Annotated in this window: 17 protein-coding genes; 7 read left to right on the forward strand and 10 right to left on the reverse strand. The window is 60.5% G+C overall.

The features are described from left to right. Window positions 1-252 precede the first annotated feature (252 nt). The 4 genes from SIAM614_RS04625 to SIAM614_RS04640 all read left to right on the forward strand — a co-directional run bounded on the left by SIAM614_RS04625 (window position 253) and on the right by SIAM614_RS04640 (window position 2,134). On the forward strand, window positions 253-606 hold the full coding sequence (locus SIAM614_RS04625; protein ID WP_006932472.1) for a hypothetical protein: 354 nt from the start codon (window positions 253-255) through the stop codon (window positions 604-606). A 119-nt stretch (window positions 607-725) separates the two neighbouring features. Next, window positions 726-1,007, forward strand: a complete 282-nt coding sequence (locus SIAM614_RS04630; protein WP_006932473.1) for a hypothetical protein — start codon at window positions 726-728, stop codon at window positions 1,005-1,007. Beyond that, the gene (locus SIAM614_RS04635) at window positions 1,000-1,464 is read left to right on the forward strand and encodes a DUF411 domain-containing protein (RefSeq protein WP_040439294.1); all 465 of its coding nucleotides are present in this window, start codon (window positions 1,000-1,002) and stop codon (window positions 1,462-1,464) included. Before SIAM614_RS04630 ends, SIAM614_RS04635 begins: the two co-directional genes overlap by 8 nt. A 7-nt stretch (window positions 1,465-1,471) precedes the next feature. Continuing rightward, window positions 1,472-2,134, forward strand: coding sequence for a L,D-transpeptidase (locus tag SIAM614_RS04640; protein ID WP_081455184.1), 663 nt, complete (start codon window positions 1,472-1,474; stop codon window positions 2,132-2,134). Window positions 2,135-2,227: 93 nt separating this feature from the next. On the opposite strand, the gene SIAM614_RS04645 is transcribed toward SIAM614_RS04640, so the two are convergent. Continuing rightward, complete coding sequence (locus tag SIAM614_RS04645) at window positions 2,228-3,652, reverse strand: aldehyde dehydrogenase family protein (RefSeq protein ID WP_040439344.1); 1,425 nt, start codon at window positions 3,650-3,652, stop codon at window positions 2,228-2,230. Next, window positions 3,652-4,644 carry an NAD(P)-dependent oxidoreductase gene (locus SIAM614_RS04650; RefSeq protein WP_006932477.1) on the reverse strand — a complete coding sequence of 331 codons (993 nt, stop codon included), beginning with the start codon at window positions 4,642-4,644 and terminating at the stop codon, window positions 3,652-3,654. The genes SIAM614_RS04645 and SIAM614_RS04650 overlap by 1 nt, the downstream gene beginning before the upstream one ends. 116 nt (window positions 4,645-4,760) lie before the next feature. On the opposite strand from SIAM614_RS04650, the gene SIAM614_RS04655 reads away from it, so the two are divergent. After that, window positions 4,761-5,639: a LysR substrate-binding domain-containing protein gene (locus SIAM614_RS04655; protein ID WP_006932478.1), complete on the forward strand. Its 879-nt coding sequence runs from the start codon at window positions 4,761-4,763 to the stop codon at window positions 5,637-5,639. Window positions 5,640-6,576: 937 nt separating this feature from the next. Here the strand turns inward: SIAM614_RS04655 and ttcA are convergent. From ttcA to SIAM614_RS04695, 8 genes are all read right to left on the reverse strand, one after another. Next, on the reverse strand, window positions 6,577-7,515 hold the full coding sequence (gene ttcA, locus SIAM614_RS04660; RefSeq protein ID WP_006932479.1) for a tRNA 2-thiocytidine(32) synthetase TtcA: 939 nt from the start codon (window positions 7,513-7,515) through the stop codon (window positions 6,577-6,579). 106 nt (window positions 7,516-7,621) lie between these two features. Further along, window positions 7,622-9,001, reverse strand: coding sequence for an FGGY-family carbohydrate kinase (locus SIAM614_RS04665; RefSeq protein ID WP_006932480.1), 1,380 nt, complete (start codon window positions 8,999-9,001; stop codon window positions 7,622-7,624). 6 nt (window positions 9,002-9,007) lie between these two features. Beyond that, window positions 9,008-9,322, reverse strand: a complete 315-nt coding sequence (gene rhaM, locus SIAM614_RS04670) for an L-rhamnose mutarotase (protein ID WP_006932481.1) — start codon at window positions 9,320-9,322, stop codon at window positions 9,008-9,010. A 3-nt stretch (window positions 9,323-9,325) separates the two neighbouring features. Continuing rightward, window positions 9,326-10,342 carry an ABC transporter permease gene (locus SIAM614_RS04675; RefSeq protein WP_006932482.1) on the reverse strand — a complete coding sequence of 339 codons (1,017 nt, stop codon included), beginning with the start codon at window positions 10,340-10,342 and terminating at the stop codon, window positions 9,326-9,328. After that, complete coding sequence (locus SIAM614_RS04680) at window positions 10,339-11,322, reverse strand: ABC transporter permease (protein ID WP_006932483.1); 984 nt, start codon at window positions 11,320-11,322, stop codon at window positions 10,339-10,341. The genes SIAM614_RS04675 and SIAM614_RS04680 overlap by 4 nt, the downstream gene beginning before the upstream one ends. Then, window positions 11,319-12,872 carry a sugar ABC transporter ATP-binding protein gene (locus SIAM614_RS04685; RefSeq protein WP_040439349.1) on the reverse strand — a complete coding sequence of 518 codons (1,554 nt, stop codon included), beginning with the start codon at window positions 12,870-12,872 and terminating at the stop codon, window positions 11,319-11,321. Before SIAM614_RS04685 ends, SIAM614_RS04680 begins: the two co-directional genes overlap by 4 nt. 101 nt (window positions 12,873-12,973) lie before the next feature. Beyond that, window positions 12,974-13,966 carry a rhamnose ABC transporter substrate-binding protein gene (gene rhaS / locus SIAM614_RS04690; RefSeq protein WP_006932485.1) on the reverse strand — a complete coding sequence of 331 codons (993 nt, stop codon included), beginning with the start codon at window positions 13,964-13,966 and terminating at the stop codon, window positions 12,974-12,976. 55 nt (window positions 13,967-14,021) lie between these two features. After that, on the reverse strand, window positions 14,022-14,828 hold the full coding sequence (locus SIAM614_RS04695) for a DeoR/GlpR family DNA-binding transcription regulator (protein ID WP_040439296.1): 807 nt from the start codon (window positions 14,826-14,828) through the stop codon (window positions 14,022-14,024). Window positions 14,829-15,012: 184 nt separating this feature from the next. On the opposite strand from SIAM614_RS04695, the gene SIAM614_RS04700 reads away from it, so the two are divergent. Beyond that, the gene (locus SIAM614_RS04700) at window positions 15,013-17,115 is read left to right on the forward strand and encodes a bifunctional rhamnulose-1-phosphate aldolase/short-chain dehydrogenase (protein WP_040439350.1); all 2,103 of its coding nucleotides are present in this window, start codon (window positions 15,013-15,015) and stop codon (window positions 17,113-17,115) included. 202 nt (window positions 17,116-17,317) lie between these two features. Beyond that, the gene (gene rhaI / locus SIAM614_RS04705; RefSeq protein WP_006932488.1) at window positions 17,318-18,601 is read left to right on the forward strand and encodes an L-rhamnose catabolism isomerase; all 1,284 of its coding nucleotides are present in this window, start codon (window positions 17,318-17,320) and stop codon (window positions 18,599-18,601) included. Window positions 18,602-18,624: the final 23 nt, after the last annotated feature.

Here is an 18,624-nt window from a genome sequence, read left to right on the forward strand (position 1 = left end):
CCCGCACCGTAATCGCATGCGCGGTCACCGGCCCGGCGACTTTGTGCAGGTACGCCAGCCCGAGCGGCTGGCTCTCCTCAGGCCCTCCGCGCGCCTCCCCCCTCACGCCCGCAAACGGCACTTGCAAAAAACGCATAGGTGCTCTCCGCTGCAGACACCCGATCAAGCCACGGTTTGACCTCAATTCGCGATTACGCGCTTGTGAGCAGTCAGAGTATGGAAATTGAAAACCCTGTCGGGTACTGAAATTATATGCGCACCGTTCTGATCACATTGCTGATCTGTTTCTTTGCCGGGGTCACCTCCGCCGCAGCCTATACGCATGTTCCAAAGAGTATCCGGGCTCTGGAACGCTCGATTGCGCTGGAAACGGGCCTATCGGCAAAGACGGGGCAGTTCACCGCGCATTACGCCCAATGTTGCCAACCTGACAATCAGGCCGGAACGCCCAGCAAACCCTTTGGGTGCGGCCCGGATTGCCTCTCTCATTTTTCCGTCATGGCTCTGCAATTTCCGACGGCTGAAACCGGCCCGGAGACCACCTCGCCTCCCGTCCTGACGGACGGACTGCCATCCACGGAAGATCAACCTCCCATAAAAGGCTGAAAGCTCCATCGGAACGCGAAGTTCCAGCTTTGCCCACACTATTGGAAGGTTGAACGACTTCTTGTCGGGATTTGAGTGACCGGCGGGAAAACAGTTCGCCTGAATGACAGGAAAAAAACATGAGTCTTCAGGAAAACGGCACACAGGCATTCCATGCCGCGCCAGGATTTCGAACTCGGAAATATCTGAACAGGACCACCCTCTTCATGTCTGGTTGCTGCCTGCTTATGGCATTGGTGACCGGTCTTTTGATCGTCTCCGCCCCGGCCGGACTGACCGCGGGCGAAGCTTTGCTGCTGGCCGCGCCAATGTTCGGCTGCGTCGCCATTCATGCGATTCTGCATCGTATCATGGGCCAGCCCTGCCACGCGCCTGCACGAAAGGAGACCGACCATGTCTAAGAGACCACTCGTTTTCGCACTTGCCGGTGGCTTTCTCGCCTTGTCCTCTGCCGCTTGGGCTGCGGAAGACACCACCATCACGGTCTACAAGTCGCCCTTGTGCGGTTGCTGCGAACTGTGGACGGAGGCCGTCGAGGCTGCCGGATACAAGGTCGTCATTCACGATATGGAAGACCTGAGCTCCATCAAGGCCCAGGCAGGCATTCCGGACGACATGCAGGCTTGCCACACGGCAGTGACCGGCGGCGACCGGAAATACATCATCGAAGGACACGTGCCGCTGGAAGCGGTTGAAAAAATGCTGTCGGAGCGGCCGGACATTCGCGGTATCGCGGTCCCAGGCATGCCCCAGGGCTCGCTCGGCATGGGCTACGATCCGGCGGCGCAATACACGGTTTACACCCTCGGCCAGAACCCGGCCGATCCTCCCATCCCCTATCTAGAGACAGGCCAGTAGCCTTCACATGACGAACCTTACAAGAAGATCCTTTCTTGCCGGGTCGGCGAGCCTCACCGGGCTCGCCGTCAGCGGTTGTATGTCGACAGCTCCCCAGCAGCCACTTGCGCCCTGGCAGGACCCGTCCGTCCTTGCCATGTACCGTGCGATGCCGGAAGAACAGTTTCCGATCCCCGCCCCCGATTTGAAGAAGGTACCGGAACGCTATTACCGCAAGCAGGTCGACTACCCGACCAGCGAGAAGGTCGGTACGCTGGTGGTCGATACCAGCAACTATTACCTCTACCTCGTTCAGGAAAACGGCAAGGCAATGCGCTACGGCGTCGGCCTTGGCCGAGCCGGGTTCGAATGGTCCGGACGGGCCCGGATCGCCCGCAAGGCTGCCTGGCCCAAATGGACGCCGCCGGAAGAAATGATCCAGCGGCAACCCGAGCTGGAAAAGTGGAGCTGGCGCAACGGCGGCATGCCCCCGGGCATCGAGAACCCGCTTGGGGCAAGAGCGCTCTACATCTTCCAGGGCAACAAGGACACGCTTTACCGCATCCACGGCACCGCCGAATACTGGACGATCGGTTCTGCTGTCTCCAGCGGGTGTGTGCGCCTGATCAACCAGGATGTCATCGACCTTTACAGCCGCGTTCCGGACGGATCCCAGATCGTCGTACTGTAAGGGCGGAAGGACAGTTGAGCAAAAGGGGCTGGCCAGCCGGTCCCTTCGCCACCTCCAGGCACTACTAGTGTCTCATACCTCCGACACCTGGCTTCAGCCTGTTATGGCTTTCAGTTCCAGGAAATCTTCCAGGCCGAATTCGCCGAACTCGCGACCATTGCCGGACTGTTTGTAGCCGCCGAAGGGCACATCGTAATCCGGACTGGCGCCGTTGATATAGACGCTGCCCGCGCGTAGCTTGCGGGCAACGCGCTTGGCCCGTTCCGGATCGCCGGTCTGGATGTAGGCAGCAAGGCCGTAGGGCGTATCGTTGGCGATTGCGATGGCGTCCTCTTCCGTTTCGAACGGGATCATCACCAGCACCGGACCGAAGATCTCGTTGCGCGCAATCGACATCTGGTTGGTGACATCCGCAAAGACGGTCGGCTGGACAAAATACCCGGTCTCAAAGCCCTTCGGCTTACCTGGACCACCGGCAACAAGACGTGCACCATCGGCCAAACCACGCTCGATATGCCCCTGGATCTTCTCGTATTGCAGGTCGCTGATCACCGGTCCGATGTGATCGCCTTCCTCGGCCGGATCGCCGACCTTGGTCTCCGCGGCAATCTTGCCGGCAAGTTCGACGGCTTCGTCGTAGACGCTCCGCTCCACCAGCAGACGGGTCGGAGCATCGCAGGATTGGCCGGTGTTGGAAAAGCAGCCGGACAGCGACGTGCGCAGGGCCGTTTCCAGATCAGCATCCGCAAAAAGCAGGTTGGCCGATTTGCCGCCAAGCTCTTGTGCGACACGCTTGACAGTCGTCGCTGCGTTCTGGCTCACGGAAATGCCCGCCCGGGTGGAGCCGGTAAAGGACATCATGTCGATATCCGGATGCGAAGACATCGCCACGCCCACGCCCGGTCCATCGCCATTCACCAGATTGAACACGCCGGCCGGGCAACCGGCCTCGTCCAGAAACTCGGCGAAGAGAAGCCCGGAAAGCGGTGCGATTTCGCTCGGCTTCAGCACCATGGTGCAACCGGCGGCAAGCGCAGGCGCCACCTTGGCTGCGATCTGGTTGATCGGCCAGTTCCAGGGCGTGATCAGCCCGCAGACACCAATCGGCTCGTGCCGAAGCACGCTTCCGCCACGGGGGCTGGGACGTTCGAACGCGTGATGCTTCAAGGCTTCCAGGGTGGCTTCCAGATGGCCTGCGCCGGTTGGTGTCTGGCTGTCCCGCGCAAAGCAGCGCGGTGCGCCCATTTCCAGCCGGATCGCCTCGTCCATTTCCTCCGACCGGCGCTTGTAGATCACAATGATCCGCTCCAGCAACGCTGCGCGCTCATCGACACTCGTTTCCGACCAGTCGGTAAATGCGGCCTTGGCGGCAGCCACCGCCTTGTCTACATCGGCGGCACTGCCAAGGGAAATCACGGCAATCGGCTGTTCCGTTGCCGGGTTAATCACCTCAAGCGTTTTTGCCTCAACCGGATCGACCCAGGATCCACCGATATAGAACTGGCGCTTTTCAATCATCAGCCTGCTGCTTCCCATCTGTTCAGTTTCATCTCGCAGCCCCGTTTGGGCGTGACCTCATATCCGGCTTCTTCGGGCTCGTCGTCAACCATCTCCTCCGGAAAACCCGGAGCTCTGATGTCGAGACCCGTCGCGTCTTCCAGGCGCCTGATGATGTTGGGCGACAGTTCCCGCGGCCCGTAGCGGTCGATGCCGTCTGCGAATATCCGGTTGATAAGCGGTGACACTTCAAGCGGCACCTGATGATCGTCTGCGATTTTCTGGAAAAGGCCGACATCCTTGGCAACCAGATCCATGGTGAAGGAAATGTCTCGCGAACCATTCAGGATCACCTGGCTCTCCGTTTCATGCACGAAGGAGTTTCCCGAGGAAATCCGGATGGCTTCATAGGCGGTGCCAAGATCCATTCCCGCCGCCTTGCAAGTGGTCAGGGCCTCGGCGAGCGACACCAGATTGACCGTTGCCAGATAGTTGGTGACCACCTTCAGGACAGACGCCGAGCCGATCTCGCCTGTGTGCAGCACCCGGCGACCCAGAACCGTCAGCAGCGGAAGCATCCGCTCGAAGGTTTGCCGCGCGCACCCGGCAAAGATCGAGATATTTCCAGTAGCCGCCCGGTGACAGCCACCGGACACCGGACATTCGATTGCCTCACCGCCCCTGGCTGCGACAAGCCCCGCAAGACGCCGCACTTCACCAGCATCGGTGGTGGACATTTCCGCCCAGATCCTGCCCGGGCCAATCCCTTCCAGAATGCCGTCCCTGCCCTCCACGACCGCCGCACAGGCCGCCGGACTGGGCAGGCAGGTGATGACGACATCGCAGCTCTCGGCAAGCTGCCTGGGGCTTTCACCACGCACCGCGCCTCTTGCCGCAAAGCTTTCCATCAACAGCGGGTTCAGATCGAGAACCGCAATCTCAAACCCGTTTCTGAGAAGACTGCCGGCCAGTTTACCGCCGACATTGCCCAAACCGATAAATCCGACCCGCATGAGACGCCCCTTTCGTGAAGCAGGAAGTGACCGGACTTCACTTTGCGCCTCGCCCCGCAAACAGAGAAATGATATTAATTCAGGAGATTACCCGACTATTTTTATGAGTGCGCAAGATGTCGTCACTGCCCAATCTTCTGTGGCTGAGAAGCTTTGAAGCCGTCAGCCGGCTGGGTGGTTTCACAGCGGCGGGTGCGGAACTCGGCCTCACCCAGGCTGCCGTCAGCACGCACATCAGCGGTCTGGAAACCCAGCTCGGCCATCAGCTTTTCGAACGCACCACGCGCAAGCTGGAACTGACCGCAAGCGGCCAGGCTTATCTGCCCGCGGTGCGCAAGGCATTGCAGGAGCTGGCGGTTTCGACCGACAGCCTGTTCGGCAACCGGTCTGCCGGGTCCGTAACCATTCGCGCCCCGATTTCCGAAGCCGTGCTCATTATCGCCCCTGCCCTGGTAGAGTTTCAGAAGGAGCATCCCGAACTCGACATACGACTTCTGTCGGCAATCTGGGCCGATACGGCGCTCGACACTGGCACCGACATCGAAATCCGCCTCGGCACCGGCAACTGGTCCGGTGTGCATGCGGAGCCTCTGGGACCGGAAACCATCGTACCCGTGTGCCATCCGGATCTGGCCGGAAAACTGAAGCAACCGGCGGATCTGATGGACCTCCCGCGCATTCACATTCTGGGGTTCGACGATCACTGGCCAAGCTATTTCGACGCCCTCGGCCTTCCGCAGCCCTCGACCCGAACCAGTGCCACGGTCGACACATCGCTGGCGGCAGTCGAACTGGCGGCTGCAGGCGGCGGTGTCGCCCTGCTGCTGGGCAAGGTTGCGACCAGACTGGCGGCAACAGGGCGACTGACGACCCCTCTGTTCCCGGGCCTGCCTTCCGTGCGCACCCATTACCTGCTGAACCGGGACAATGCCTCACCGCGAAAACCGGCGGTTCAACGGGTGGAAACCTGGCTGCGAGACCTGTTTGCAGCATAGGCCGGCGACTATCCCGGCCAGGTCAAGCGCTCACCTGCGCGCTGGGAGTGGGCCAGAGGCTCATATCGATTTCAATAGGTGCGCGTCTCCGCGTTCACAGGCACTCACCCCAGCGAAAAGCAGATAAGCGGTTGAAACAGCGTCCTTTTCTCAAGCCCGACCGCACGGCGTACTGGATCCCGGTCTTGTCGCTGGTGCGACAAACCGGGATGACAAGTCAGGGGGTAGCGTAACAATGACGGAGCAGGCTGAGCGGGGACACCATCCCTTTCCTTGCCACACCCTCGTCATGCCATGGCTCGACCATGGCATCCACGCAGATGCATCACCGCACACCGCTATCTCTTCTTGTTGAAAGGTCACGGCATGGATTGCCGGATCAAGTCCGGCAATGACGGAAGAGACTGAGCTAGGGTGCTTTACCAATGCCTCTCCCCAAACCTCGTCATGCCATGGCTCGACCATGGCATCCATGCCGATACATCACCACACACCGCCACCTCTCCTCTTGGAAACGTCACGGAGTGGATTGCCGGATCAAGTCTGGCAATGTCGGATGGGCTGTAACAGAGTGCTTTCCCGCTGCCTCTCCCCGAACCACGTCATGCCATGGCTCGACCATGGCATCCATGCCGATACATCGCCACACACTGAGACCTCTCCTCTTGGAAACGTTACGGAGTGGATTGCAGGGTCAAGCCCCGCAATGACGGATGGACTGAGTTAGAGCACTTTCACAATGCCTCTCCCCAAACCACGTCATGCCATGGCTCGACCATGGCATCCATGCCGATACAACACGACACGGCAACGCCTGTCCTTTTGGAGAGGCCAAGGAGTGGATTGCAGGGTCAAGCCCTGCAATGACGGGGAGCGTGCGGGATAAGGTACGGGGCAGTCAGAACTCAGTTGGCAACTGTTGCCACGTCGCCTGATGTTACTCCGCTGCGAACAGCTTGGCCGTCATCGCGAGGCTGGCGCCACAGGGTTCTTCCGCCTCGCCGCTCGCCTCGGACATGCCCTCAGCAGGCCGCAGGTTGACGAAGTCGTAGAGCGAGCGGTCGAGAAGATGCGACGGACGGGTGTGGCCGAGAGCGCGGGCCATGACGCCGAGGCGGCCCGGTGTTGCCTTTTCCCAGCCCTGCAGCATGCGTTTGACTTCCTCGCGCTGCAGACCGTCCTGCGAACCGCACAGATTGCACGGAATGATCGGGAACTGCATGCCGGAGGCAAAGCGGGCGATATCGCTTTCGGCTGAATAGGCAAGCGGACGGAGCACCAGAAGGTCGCCCTCGTCGTTGATCAGCTTGGGCGGCATGGAGGCCAGACGGCCGCCATGGAAGAGGTTCATGAAGAACGTCTCCAGGATATCCTCCCGGTGATGGCCGAGCACGATGGCCTCGCAACCCTGCTCCCGCGCGATCCGGTAGAGAATGCCACGACGCAGCCGCGAACAGAGCGAACAATAGGTGCGGTGCTCGGGAATCTTGTCGGTGACGATGGAATAGGTATCTTCGCGCACGATGATGTGCTCGATGCCATTGTCCTCGAAGAACTTCGGCAGAATGTCCGTCGGAAAACCGGGCTGGGCCTGATCGAGATTGCAGGCGATCAGATCGACCGGTAGCAGACCACGCCATTTCAGTTCGATCAGCACCGCCAGCAGCGTGTAACTGTCCTTACCACCTGACAGGCAGACCAGCCATTTCGGACGGTTTTCCTGCGATGCCCCTGCCGGCAGCATGCCGAAATCGGCAATCGCCTCGCGCGTCTGGCGCAACAGGCGCTTGCGCAGCTTCTTGAACTCGACGCTTGAAGGCGCATTGCGGAGCAACGCGGGCACATCGATGTCGGTACTGTCGGCAATATCGTTCATGAGAGAAGCTCGGCGGCGTATCGGGATCTGGATCTTTCGCTGACATAGCGGATCAGGGCAGCCGGGAAAAGGGAAAAGCCGCGCTTATCAAGGGATGGCAGTTCCCTCACCGAAGCTGTTCGCGCCATTTCCTTGCGTATTTTGCCAGTCGTGGATCGCGATTGTCCGCGGTCTCGCCTGCCTGAGCCTCTGGTTCCTGCGCTTCACTATCCGCCACCAGCAACGCCGCGCCGATGCTGGTCCCAGTGACCGACCCAGCCGACGCTTCAACCGGCCGCCTTGTCGCTGCCACCAGCATGTCGAGATAAAGCCGGTTCTGCGCAAATGGTCCCTCAACGACGACTGGACCGTCTGCCCCGGTCATCGCCAGGCATTCCGCCGTCACCAGCGCCAGGTAGAAAGACGTTGCCGCAAAGCGTTCACCGTCGCTCAGGACCGTTTCATCCACGCTCCAGTGATGCTCCCGGCCCTGAAAAGGACCGGAGCGCGGATCGACGGCGGGAAAGAGCATGGTCTCGTGAGAAAGGATAGTTTCGATTTCCCTTTCAGAACAGCCTTTTTTGCGGCCTTGCAGGATCATGTCGAACTCGCGTCCGCCCATGAACCTTGCCGAGGGTACCGGATCCCCGAAAGCGTTGACGTTGATCAGCGTGTCGCGTGATGGATCGAGCATGACCTGGCCACCGCCTATCGCCAGCACGATTACCCAGGTGCCTGTGGAGACCACCGAAAACGGCGGCTCGCGCCCGATCAGGTGCGGATAAAGCGAGGCGTTGGAATCGTGGATGCCGCAGGCAATCTTGATGTCCTGTGGCAGGCCGGTCCGGGCTGCCACATCCGGCAAGATCGGCCCCAGACTGTCACCGGCCTTGCGCACGGGCGCCATCCTGTCTGTCAGACCGATCCTGTCAACCAGAGAGGAAAACCGGTTTTCCGAAGGGCACCAGAGGTCGGTATGGCAGCCGAGTGACGTCACCTCGTTGGAAAGAACGCCGGTGAGCTTGTACGCCCAGTATTGCGGATAGGTCAGAACCGTCGTCACCCTGCCAAGCAGATCCAGGTCCGTTTTCAGCTGCCAATGAAGCTGTGCCCCCAGATTGAGGCCCATGCCGAGCCGGGGTGACCCGGTCTCCGCGAAGTCCGGCCGGATCGCCTCATAATCATCCGCTAGGTCGTCCGGGCCGGTGGACTCATAATCGAGCATCGGCGCGGCAAGGTTTCCTTCCGCGTCCAGAAGAACGGCGCTGGCGCCATGGGTCGTCACCGACAGGGCATCGATACCATGGGCCTCATGCAACTTGCTCAGTGCGTCGCAGATGAAACCCCAGTGGCCTTCCAGATCGAAATGCGGATAAGGCGGCCCTGGCAGGACCGTGTTGGGCCGTGTCAGGACCCCAAGCTCTCTGCGCTGGTCCAGATCCACCACGGCGACCTTGGCATTGGTCTTGCCGATGTCGATGACGCCCACATTACGGATCGCTGCCATCAGCGCTCAATCCATGTGAAAGACGGTTGTGAGCGGCGTTGCCACCGGCTCGTTGTCCGGTTTTGTCGCCATCACATCGGCCATATGCGCCCACCATTTCCGCATCACCGGGTGGTTCGGCAGATCGTCCATCCTGTGGCCATCCTCGCGCCAGAGCACGCCGAAGAGGATATTTGTTTCCGGATCCAGGTGAATGGAATAGTCGCGGATGCCCGCCTCTTTCAGCAGGTCCACCAGGTCCGGCCAGATCTCGTCGTGGCGCTTCCGGTATTCAGCTTCCATGCCCGGATTGAGCTTCATCTTGAAGGCATATTTTTCCATGGCTCAGGCCTTCCTGCGCGCGAGGATACGGCCGGCGATGCGCGGCAGGGCAATGACGGCAATCAGCAGCAGGCCGATGAAGATCGACATGACGATGCCCGGCACGTTGAGCAGGCCGAAACCGAAGGTGACCATGCCCATGACGAAGGCGGCGATCACCACGCCGGGAATGGAGCCGGAGCCACCGAGAATATTGACCCCGCCCAGCACCACCATTGTCACCACCTCAAGCTCCCAGCCGAAGGCAATCGACGGCCTTGTCGCCCCGAGGCGCGAGGTCAGACAGATGGCGGCAACGCCGGACATCAGGCCCGTGATCAGGAAGAGCGCGAATTTCACGCGTGGCACGCGAATGCCGGAAAAAAGCGCACCGACCGGATTGTTGCCGACGACATAGACCGCGCGGCCGAAATTCGTCTTGTGCAGGATGACGGCGAAGACGATGGCCAGCAGTGCGAACAGGACGAACTCGAAAGAGATCACCCACCAGACGTAGCCCTGCCCGAAAAAGGCAAAGCTTGAGGGATAGCCGGTGTAGGCCTTGTCGCCCAGCACGATATAGGAAATGCCTCGGAAAAGGCTCATGGTGCCGATGGTCACAACGATGGACGGCAGGCCGAAGCCCGTCACCAGAAAGCCGTTGAACGCACCGCACAGCAGACCGGTGCCCAGCCCGATCATCACCAGAACCGGCGTATCGGCGCCCATCTGGACGGCAAAGCCCATGGCCGTTGAGGCAAGTGCAATGATCGAGGCGACCGAAAGGTCGATTTCGCCGGAAATGATCAACAGCCCCATGGCAAAGGCGATCATCGCCTTTTCGGTGAAATTGAAGGTCGCGTCGGAGAGGTTCCACGGGTCGAGGAAATAGGGCGAGGCAAAGCTGTTGAGCGTGAAGACGGCAACGGCGACTATCAGCAAAAGCAGTTCCCAGCTCACAAGGAACCGCTGCAGCGGTGACTTCAGCCTGTCCGGGATCTGGCGCCCTTGCGCGCCGGTGTCTGGGGTGGCGAGGCTCATGCTGCGTGCTCCGCTTTTTTCAGGATCACCCGGCCCTTGGCCCGGCTGGACGTGGCGTTGAAGGCAACGGCAATGATGATCGCGCTGCCGGAAATGGCGAGCTGCCAGAAGGGCGAGATATTGATGACCGGGAGCGCATTCTTGACGATGCCGAGGAACAGCGCCCCCAGCAGCGCCCCGCCGACCGACCCGATGCCGCCTGCAATCGAGATGCCGCCGATGACACAGGCCGCGACCACTTCCAGCTCGAAGCCGCCGGCGATATCGACATAGGCAACCGCATATCGGGCCACCCAGAGATAGCCGGTGAGACCGGCAAGCGCACCGGAGATGACATAGGCCGCGCATTGGGTGAGACCGACGTTGATGCCGGTGTAGACGGCAGCATGCGGATTGCCGCCAACGGCAAAGAAGGCCCTGCCGAGCGGTGTGCGCCCGACCAGAACGATGAAGCCGATCACGACGGCAATCGCGATCCACGAAAGAACCGGTAGCCCGAGCACGACCTCGCGCGGAAATGCCTTGAAGGCATCGCTCATCTCGTGGGCATTGATCCACTCCCCACCGGAAATCACGAAGATGATCCCCCGGTAGATAGTCATGGTGCCAAGGGTGACAACAATGGGCGGAATATCCAGCTTCCAGACAAGCAGCCCGTTGACGAGCCCCATCAAGGCCCCGAGGCTGATCGCCAGGGCAAGGATCACCGGCACCGGCAGGCCGGGCATGGCCATGTTGAGCATGGCAACCACCATGCCGGTGAGCGCAAGGTTGGCGGCCACCGACAGGTCTATACAGCGGGTGAGGATCACCACCATCTGGCCGAGTGCCAGTATGATCAGAGGTGAGGTGTCGTTGAAGACATTCGCCAGGTTGGACGGTGCAACAAAGCCGGGAAAGCGGGTGGCGATGGCCAGCACCAGTACCAGGATCGCCGCGGCGAGAATGGTTTCGCGGGATTTCATCAGCGGGCGGATCATGGGCGCACCTCCGTGATGCCGGCGGCCGCCCGCACCAGATGTTCCGGCGTCAGGTCAGCGCCTTCATATTCGGCCGCGATGCGCCCCTCGCGCATGACGATCACCCGGTCGGACATGCCGAGAATTTCCGGAATTTCGGACGACACCATGATCACCGCCAGACCTTCGGCTGCCAGTTCCGCCATGAATTCATGCACGGCGGCCTTGGACCCGATGTCGATGCCCTTGGTCGGCTCGTCCAGGATGATCACCCGGGGTTTGGTCGCAAGCCATTTGGCGATGACGACCTTCTGCTGGTTGCCTCCGGACAGTTCGCCGATGTCCTGATCTAGCGCGGCCGCGCGCAGATCCAGTCGCCGCGTGTAGTCGCGGGCAAGCTTGAATTCCTCTGCAAGCCGCAGGAACCCCTTGTGCGAGGTTTCCTTGAGCGACGGCAGCGAGACATTCTGGAAAATAGGCAGGCCCTTGATCGCCCCCTGTTTGCCCCGGTCCTCCGGCACATAGACGATGCCGTGCCGGATGGCCTCGTTGGGGTCGCGAATGACGGCAACCGTGTCATCGATCCGGATTGCCCCCTTGGAGGGCTTGGTCACCCCGAACAGCGCCTGCATGAATTCGCTGCGCCCGGCACCGACAAGACCGTAAAAACCCAGGATCTCGCCTGCGCGCAGTGTGAAGCCGATGTCCTCGAATTCGGTCGGGTGGCAATAGCCGACAACCTTCAGCACTTCCTTGCCAAGCTGCGGCGCCCGTTTCGGGAAAACCTGGTCGACCGAGCGGCCGACCATGAGTTTGACCAGCTCCTGTTCGGACACCTCCTCGATCTTGCCCATGCCGACCATCTGGCCGTCGCGGAAGACCGTATAGCGGTCCGCAATGCGGAAGATTTCGTCGAACTTGTGACTGATGAAGAGGATCGCCTTGCCCTCGGCTTTCAGGCGTTCCACCAGCTCGTAGGTTTCCTCGATTTCCTTGTGGGAGAGCGAGGCGGTCGGCTCATCCATGATGACGATCTTGGCGTCGATGGAGAGCGCCCGGGCAATCGCCACGAGGTGCTTGTTGGCAATACCGAGGTCTTTCAGGGTCACTTGGGGGTCGATCCTGGCACCGATCCGGTCGAGCAGCGCTTGCGCCTTGCGCAGCATTTCCTTGCGGTCGATCAGCCCGAAACGCGTTTTCGGTGCATGACCGATGAAGATGTTTTCCGCCACCGACAAATCATCGAACAGGACGGTTTCCTGGTGGATCGCCGTTACCCCTGCCCGGCCCGCATCCTGGGCGGTGGGAAAGGAGACCGGACTGCCGTTGATCGAAATCGCGCCCTCGTCCGGCTGATAGATCCCGGTCAGGATCTTCACGATTGTGGATTTTCCCGCGCCATTCTCGCCCACCAAAGCGGTGACTTCACCCGGAAAAAGCTCCAGCGACACCTCGGAAAGGGCCTTCACGCCGGGGAATGATTTGGAAATGCCGCTGAGGGTCAGTACCGGCCCCGCGCCGTCTGCCGTTTGCGAATGCGTGTCCGCTATGCCCTGCGTGTTCGCAAGCATGACCATGTCCCGGAGCCTGAAGTTTCGTTGCTGGTTTCAAAGACCCGGTGCCGCGCGCACCGGGTCTGACAGATTTCTATCGTCCGGTCGTGGCGACCAGCTTAGAAAATGTCCTTGAAGTCGTCGATGTTGGAGCTGTCATAGACGAACGGATCGGCCATCGCGCCTTCGTTATTGTCGTCGAGCGTGAGCGTGCCCATACGGCCCATCGGGATTTCCGCACCCGGCTTGGCTTCCGCGGCGCCGGTGGACAGATTGTAGGCCAGCATGGTTGCCGAATAGCCGAGATCGATCGGGTTCCAGATCGCGAAGGATTTGGACGCACCGGACTTGATGTGACCGGCCATTTCGGACGGCAGACCGAGACCGGTCACGTTGACCTGGCCGGCTTTTTCAGCGTCAGAAACAGCCTGCGCGGCAGCCACGATGCCGACGGAGGTTGGTGCGATGATCGCTTTCAGGTCCGGATAGGTCTGCATCAGGCCCTGGGCTTCACGATAGGACTTGTCGGCAAGGTCGTCGCCATAAACGGTGGCAACCACCTTGATGCCCGGATAATTGTCCTTCACCTTGTTCATTTCCTCGATCCAGATGTTCTGGTTCGTGGCGGTTGCGGACGCGGACAGGACGGCGACATCACCGCCATCGGGCAGATGATCGGCGGCCAGCTTGATGATCATGTTGCCGATCAGCGGATTGGACGACGGGTTGAGGTGTAGCTGACGGCCTTCCGGCGCGACACCACTGTCCCAGGAAATCACGGTGATGCCGCGATCCATGGCCTTCTTCAGGGCCGGGACCAGGGCGTCCTGATCGTTGGCGGAGATTGCGATGGCATCGACCTTCTGGGCGATCAGCGCGTTGATGACCTCGATCTGGCCTTCAGCGGTCGTATCAGTCGGTCCGGTGTAGATGATCTCGACATCGCCGAGTTCCTTGGCGGCTTCTTCAGCGCCCTTGGCGGCAGCTTCAAAGAAGCCGATGCCGAGCGCCTTGACGACAAGGGCGATGCGTTTTTCCGCGGCACTGGCCGGTGCGGCGATGCAGACGGCGGCGACTGCTGTTGCCGCCAGAAGTGACTTGAGCAATTTCATGGTCTTCCTCCCAAAAATGCTGCCGGCCCCTCCCAAGGTCCGGACAGTATGCCGGCTACCCGTTCGAGGTTGCCTTGGTCTGCGCGGCGCTTGTTTCCGCCACGATCAGATGGATGTCGGCCTGTTCCAGCATGCTGGCCGCGCTGTCGGGGATCCCGTCATCGGTGATGACGGTGGAGATCCGCTCGAGCGGGCACAGGATCAGGCTGGAACGGGCTCTGAATTTCGATGAGTCCACCAGAACCACCAGTTCGTCCGCCTGTCCGATCAGCTTCTGCTCGGCCTGAATGAGCAGCGGATCGGCCTCCATGAGCCCTAGCGGACCAAGCCCCTGCGCGCCCATAAACATGCGCTTGGCATAGAAATTCCGGGTCACGTCATTCTCGAAGGGACTGAGGATGATGTTCTGTTCTCGGTAAATGACACCACCGGAAAGCATGATGGTGTTCTTGGAATTCTTGAGGAGATGCTCTGCAATCGGAAACGAGTTGGTGAACACCTGGCAGCGCTTGGTTGCCAGCGGATGCACCATCTGAAACGTCGTGGTGCCGCCATTGATGATGATGGCATCACCATCTTCACACAGCTCCACCGCCTTTTGCGCGATTGCGCGTTTCTGAGCGATGTTGATCGTTTCGTTGACACTGAACGGACGCCCCGCCAGACCGACGAACTGCGGCGGATGTATGCTCTCCGCCCCACCCCGCACGCGGCGCAGCTTCTTCTGCACGTGCAGCTGGGCAATGTCGCGCCGGATGGTCGCTTCAGAGGAATCCGTCAACGCCACCAGTTCCTGAACCGTCACGACCGGACGATCCTGGACTGCGGACAATATGATCCTGTGGCGTTCTTTCTCGTGCATCTGGTCCTCCCATTGATCAGACGTTTCCACCAATACCGGTCAATGTCAATCATAAAAAATCAAAAATGATCATTTTGCAGCGCAATATGATTGATATTGATCGTTTTTGATTGACAACCTGATCCGTTCAAGCGAATTTCAACGCAACGAGACGCAAGCCATCAGGCTTACCTGGGAGGAAATGATGTTGAATTCCGCTGCCGGTTCCCGGCTTGCCAACCTGTGGGATGACCAGAAGGCTTCCGGCATGAGCGAAGCGGAGCTGCTGCTCTACCGCTCCAACCTTCTGGGCTCCGACAAGCGCATCACCAATTACGGCGGCGGCAATACCTCCGCAAAGGCGATGGAAAAGGATCCGCTCACCGGCGACCAGGTCGAGGTTCTGTGGGTCAAGGGCTCCGGCGGCGATGTCGGCACCATCAAGATGGATGGCTTTGCGACACTCTACATGGACAAGCTGCGGGCACTGAAAGGGCTCTACCGCGGCGTCGCGTTCGAAGACGAGATGGTCGCCTGCCTGCCCCACTGCACGTTCAACCTGAACCCGCGCGCCGCCTCCATCGACACCCCGCTTCATGCCTATGTGCCGAAAAAACATGTCGACCACATGCACCCGGATGCGATCATCGCCATTGCCGCGGCAAGCGACAGCAAGGCAATCACGCAGGAGATCTTCGGCAGCGACATCGGCTGGTTGCCCTGGAAGCGTCCGGGCTATGAACTTGGCCTCTGGCTGGAAAAATTCTGCCTGGAAAATCCGGAGGCTCGTGGGGTCGTTCTGGAAAGCCACGGCCTCTTTACATGGGCTGACGACGCCAGGGCCTGCTACGAGACCACACTGGAAATCATCAACAAGGCGATTGCCTGGTTTGAGGAAAAGACCGTCGGCAAGGATGCCTTCGGCGGGTCCAAACATCGCGCCCTCGCCCCCTCCGACCGGCGCGCGATTGCCGCCCGTCTGATGCCCGCGATCCGGGGCATGGTCTCCGGCAAGCAGCATATGGTCGGTCATTTCGACGACAGTGACGCCGTGCTGGAATTCGTCTGCGCCAACGACATGGAAGCGCTTGCCGCCCTCGGCACAAGCTGCCCGGACCATTTCCTGCGCACCAAGATCCGCCCGCTCGTGGTCGATTTCGATCCTGCCGCACCGGATATCGAGGCAACGCTTGCCGGTCTCGGCGAGGCAGCCGAAGCCTATCGTGATGACTATGCGGCCTATTATGAGCGCTGCAAGCACGACGACAGTCCCGCCCTGCGCGACCCGAACGCAGTCGTCTACCTGATACCAGGCGTCGGCATGATCACCTTTGCCAAGGACAAGGCGACGGCACGCATTTCCGGCGAGTTCTATACCAACGCCATCAACGTCATGCGCGGCGCTTCCAGCGTCTCCACCTACCGCGGCTTGCCCGAGCAGGAAGCCTTCGACATCGAATACTGGCTTCTGGAGGAAGCCAAGCTGCAGCGCATGCCGAAACCCAAGAGCCTTGCCGGCAAGATCGCTCTGGTCACCGGCGGTGCCGGTGGCATCGGTTCGGCCACCGCAGAACGCTTCCTGCGCGAAGGCGCCTGCGTGGTGCTGGCTGATATTGATGCGGACGCACTCACGGCCGCCGCCGACAATCTCACCGCACGCTATTCCAGGGACGTCGTGCGCACGGTGACGATGGATGTCACCAGCGAAGAGGCCGTTGCCGACAGTTTCGCCCGCGCAGCACTGGAATTCGGCGGGGTCGACATTCTCGTTTCCAACGCCGGCATCGCCTCTTCCGCCCCCATCGAGGACACCACGCTTGACCTGTGGAACCGGAACATGTCGATCCTGTCGACCGGTTATTTCCTGGTGTCCCGAGAGGCCTTCAAGGTCATGAAGACGCAAGGGGTCGGCGGTTCCATCGTTTTCATCGGATCGAAGAACGGCCTTGCCGCGTCTCCCGGCGCCAGCGCCTATTGCACCGCAAAGGCCTCCGAACTGCACCTTGCCCGCTGTCTGGCTCTGGAAGGCGCTCCAGAAGGAATTCGCGTCAATGTGGTCAACCCGGATGCTGTCCTGCGCGGGTCCAAGATCTGGTCCGGTGACTGGCTGAAGGAACGCGCGGAAGCCTACGGCAAGGACACATCGGAGCTTGAGGAACACTACCGCCAGCGTTCACTGCTGAAACTCTCCGTTCTGCCGGAAGACATCGCCGAGGCAACCTACTTTTTCGCCTCCGAGTTTTCCGCCAAGTCGACCGGGAACATCATCAACGTCGACGCCGGCAACGTTCAGGCGTTCACGCGGTAGCAATCCTTGAGGTAATCGAACCACATCTTCCCTCATCCTGAGGAGGACCGCCAGGTCCGTCTCGAAGGATGGGCCACACGATCTGAGCTTGCCGCCCATCCTTCGAGACGCGAGCAGGCTCGCTCCTCAGGATGAGGAAGTGGATTGAGGGAAGTGATCTTGGAACAAACGGATCGAAGAAAATCCGGGAAAGGATCTTCTCATGATGATCGACACATCGCTGGTCGCCGGGGAAAACGAGACCCGCACTGCCGACCTGAAGCGTGACTATGAAACCCTGGGCGAAAGGCTAGACCGGCGCGGCGTTTCCATTGACGCCGTCAAGGAAAAGGTCGCCGCCTATGGTGTTGCCGTACCGTCCTGGGGTGTCGGCACCGGCGGCACGCGCTTTGCGCGTTTTCCCGGCAAGGGCGAACCGCGCAACATCTTCGACAAGCTGGAAGATTGCAGCGTCATCCAGCAGCTGACCCGCGCAACGCCCAACGTTTCGCTGCATATTCCCTGGGACAAGGCCGACCCTGCAGAGCTGAAGGCCAAGGCAAACTCGCTCGGGCTTGGTTTTGACGCCATGAACTCCAACACCTTTCAGGATCAGGACGGCCAGCCACTTTCCTACAAGTTCGGCTCGCTCAGCCATACGGACGCCGGCACGCGCAGGCAGGCTGTCGAGCACAATCTGGAATGCATAGAGATCGGCAAGGCCATCGGCTCCAGGGCCCTGACCATCTGGATCGGCGACGGATCGAACTTCCCGGGACAGACCCACTTCACCCGTCAGTTCGAACGGTATCTGGACGCGGCCAAGACCATTTATGCGGAGCTGCCGGACGACTGGCGGCTGTTCACCGAGCACAAGATGTATGAGCCCGCCTTCTATTCCACCGTCGTGCAGGACTGGGGCACCAACTACATGATCGCGCAGGAACTGGGCGCGAAGGCCTACTGCCTTGTCGATCTCGGCCACCATGCCCCCAACGCCAATATCGAGATGATCGTTGCCCGGCTGATCCAGTTCGGCAAGCTCGGCGGTTTCCACTTCAACGACAGCAAGTATGGCGACGATGACCTGGATACCGGGTCCATCGACCCGTACCGGCTTTTCCTGGTCTTCAACGAGCTGGTGGATGCCGAAACGCGAAAGGCACCCGGTTTCGACCCCGCGCATATGCTCGACCAGTCTCACAATGTCACCGATCCCATCGAAAGCCTGATGGTCTCCGCCATGGAGGTGCAGCGTGCCTATGCCCAGGCCCTGCTGGTCGATCGGTCTGCCCTGGAGGGCTTTCAGGACAGCAACGACGCCCTGATGGCAACAACCACCCTGAAAACGGCGTTCAGAACCGACGTCGAGCCGATCCTGGCCATGGCAAGACTGGAAAACGGTGGCGCTATCGATCCCGTTGCGGCCTATCGTACAGCCGGATACCGGCAGAAGGTTTCGGAGATCCGCCCGGATGTGTCCGGGGCTGGTGGCGGGATCGTCTGACCCCCGGGCGTTGGACAGGAAAA

The sequence above is a fragment of the Roseibium aggregatum IAM 12614 genome, from assembly GCF_000168975.1.
Classification (GTDB): Bacteria; Pseudomonadota; Alphaproteobacteria; order Rhizobiales; family Stappiaceae; genus Roseibium; species Roseibium aggregatum.

Coding starts and splice junctions, on each gene's coding strand:
- SIAM614_RS04685 (WP_040439349.1), bottom strand. CDS start 12,872: ATGCTTGCGAACACGCAGGGCATAGCGGACACGCATTCGCAAACGGCA.
- SIAM614_RS04680 (WP_006932483.1), bottom strand. CDS start 11,322: ATGATCCGCCCGCTGATGAAATCCCGCGAAACCATTCTCGCCGCGGCG.
- SIAM614_RS04655 (WP_006932478.1), top strand. CDS start 4,761: ATGTCGTCACTGCCCAATCTTCTGTGGCTGAGAAGCTTTGAAGCCGTC.
- ttcA (WP_006932479.1), bottom strand. CDS start 7,515: ATGAACGATATTGCCGACAGTACCGACATCGATGTGCCCGCGTTGCTC.
- SIAM614_RS04640 (WP_081455184.1), top strand. CDS start 1,472: ATGACGAACCTTACAAGAAGATCCTTTCTTGCCGGGTCGGCGAGCCTC.
- SIAM614_RS04675 (WP_006932482.1), bottom strand. CDS start 10,342: ATGAGCCTCGCCACCCCAGACACCGGCGCGCAAGGGCGCCAGATCCCG.
- SIAM614_RS04625 (WP_006932472.1), top strand. CDS start 253: ATGCGCACCGTTCTGATCACATTGCTGATCTGTTTCTTTGCCGGGGTC.
- SIAM614_RS04635 (WP_040439294.1), top strand. CDS start 1,000: ATGTCTAAGAGACCACTCGTTTTCGCACTTGCCGGTGGCTTTCTCGCC.
- SIAM614_RS04700 (WP_040439350.1), top strand. CDS start 15,013: ATGTTGAATTCCGCTGCCGGTTCCCGGCTTGCCAACCTGTGGGATGAC.
- SIAM614_RS04630 (WP_006932473.1), top strand. CDS start 726: ATGAGTCTTCAGGAAAACGGCACACAGGCATTCCATGCCGCGCCAGGA.
- SIAM614_RS04665 (WP_006932480.1), bottom strand. CDS start 9,001: ATGGCAGCGATCCGTAATGTGGGCGTCATCGACATCGGCAAGACCAAT.
- rhaI (WP_006932488.1), top strand. CDS start 17,318: ATGATGATCGACACATCGCTGGTCGCCGGGGAAAACGAGACCCGCACT.
- rhaS (WP_006932485.1), bottom strand. CDS start 13,966: ATGAAATTGCTCAAGTCACTTCTGGCGGCAACAGCAGTCGCCGCCGTC.
- SIAM614_RS04695 (WP_040439296.1), bottom strand. CDS start 14,828: ATGCACGAGAAAGAACGCCACAGGATCATATTGTCCGCAGTCCAGGAT.
- SIAM614_RS04650 (WP_006932477.1), bottom strand. CDS start 4,644: ATGCGGGTCGGATTTATCGGTTTGGGCAATGTCGGCGGTAAACTGGCC.
- SIAM614_RS04645 (WP_040439344.1), bottom strand. CDS start 3,652: ATGATTGAAAAGCGCCAGTTCTATATCGGTGGATCCTGGGTCGATCCG.
- rhaM (WP_006932481.1), bottom strand. CDS start 9,322: ATGGAAAAATATGCCTTCAAGATGAAGCTCAATCCGGGCATGGAAGCT.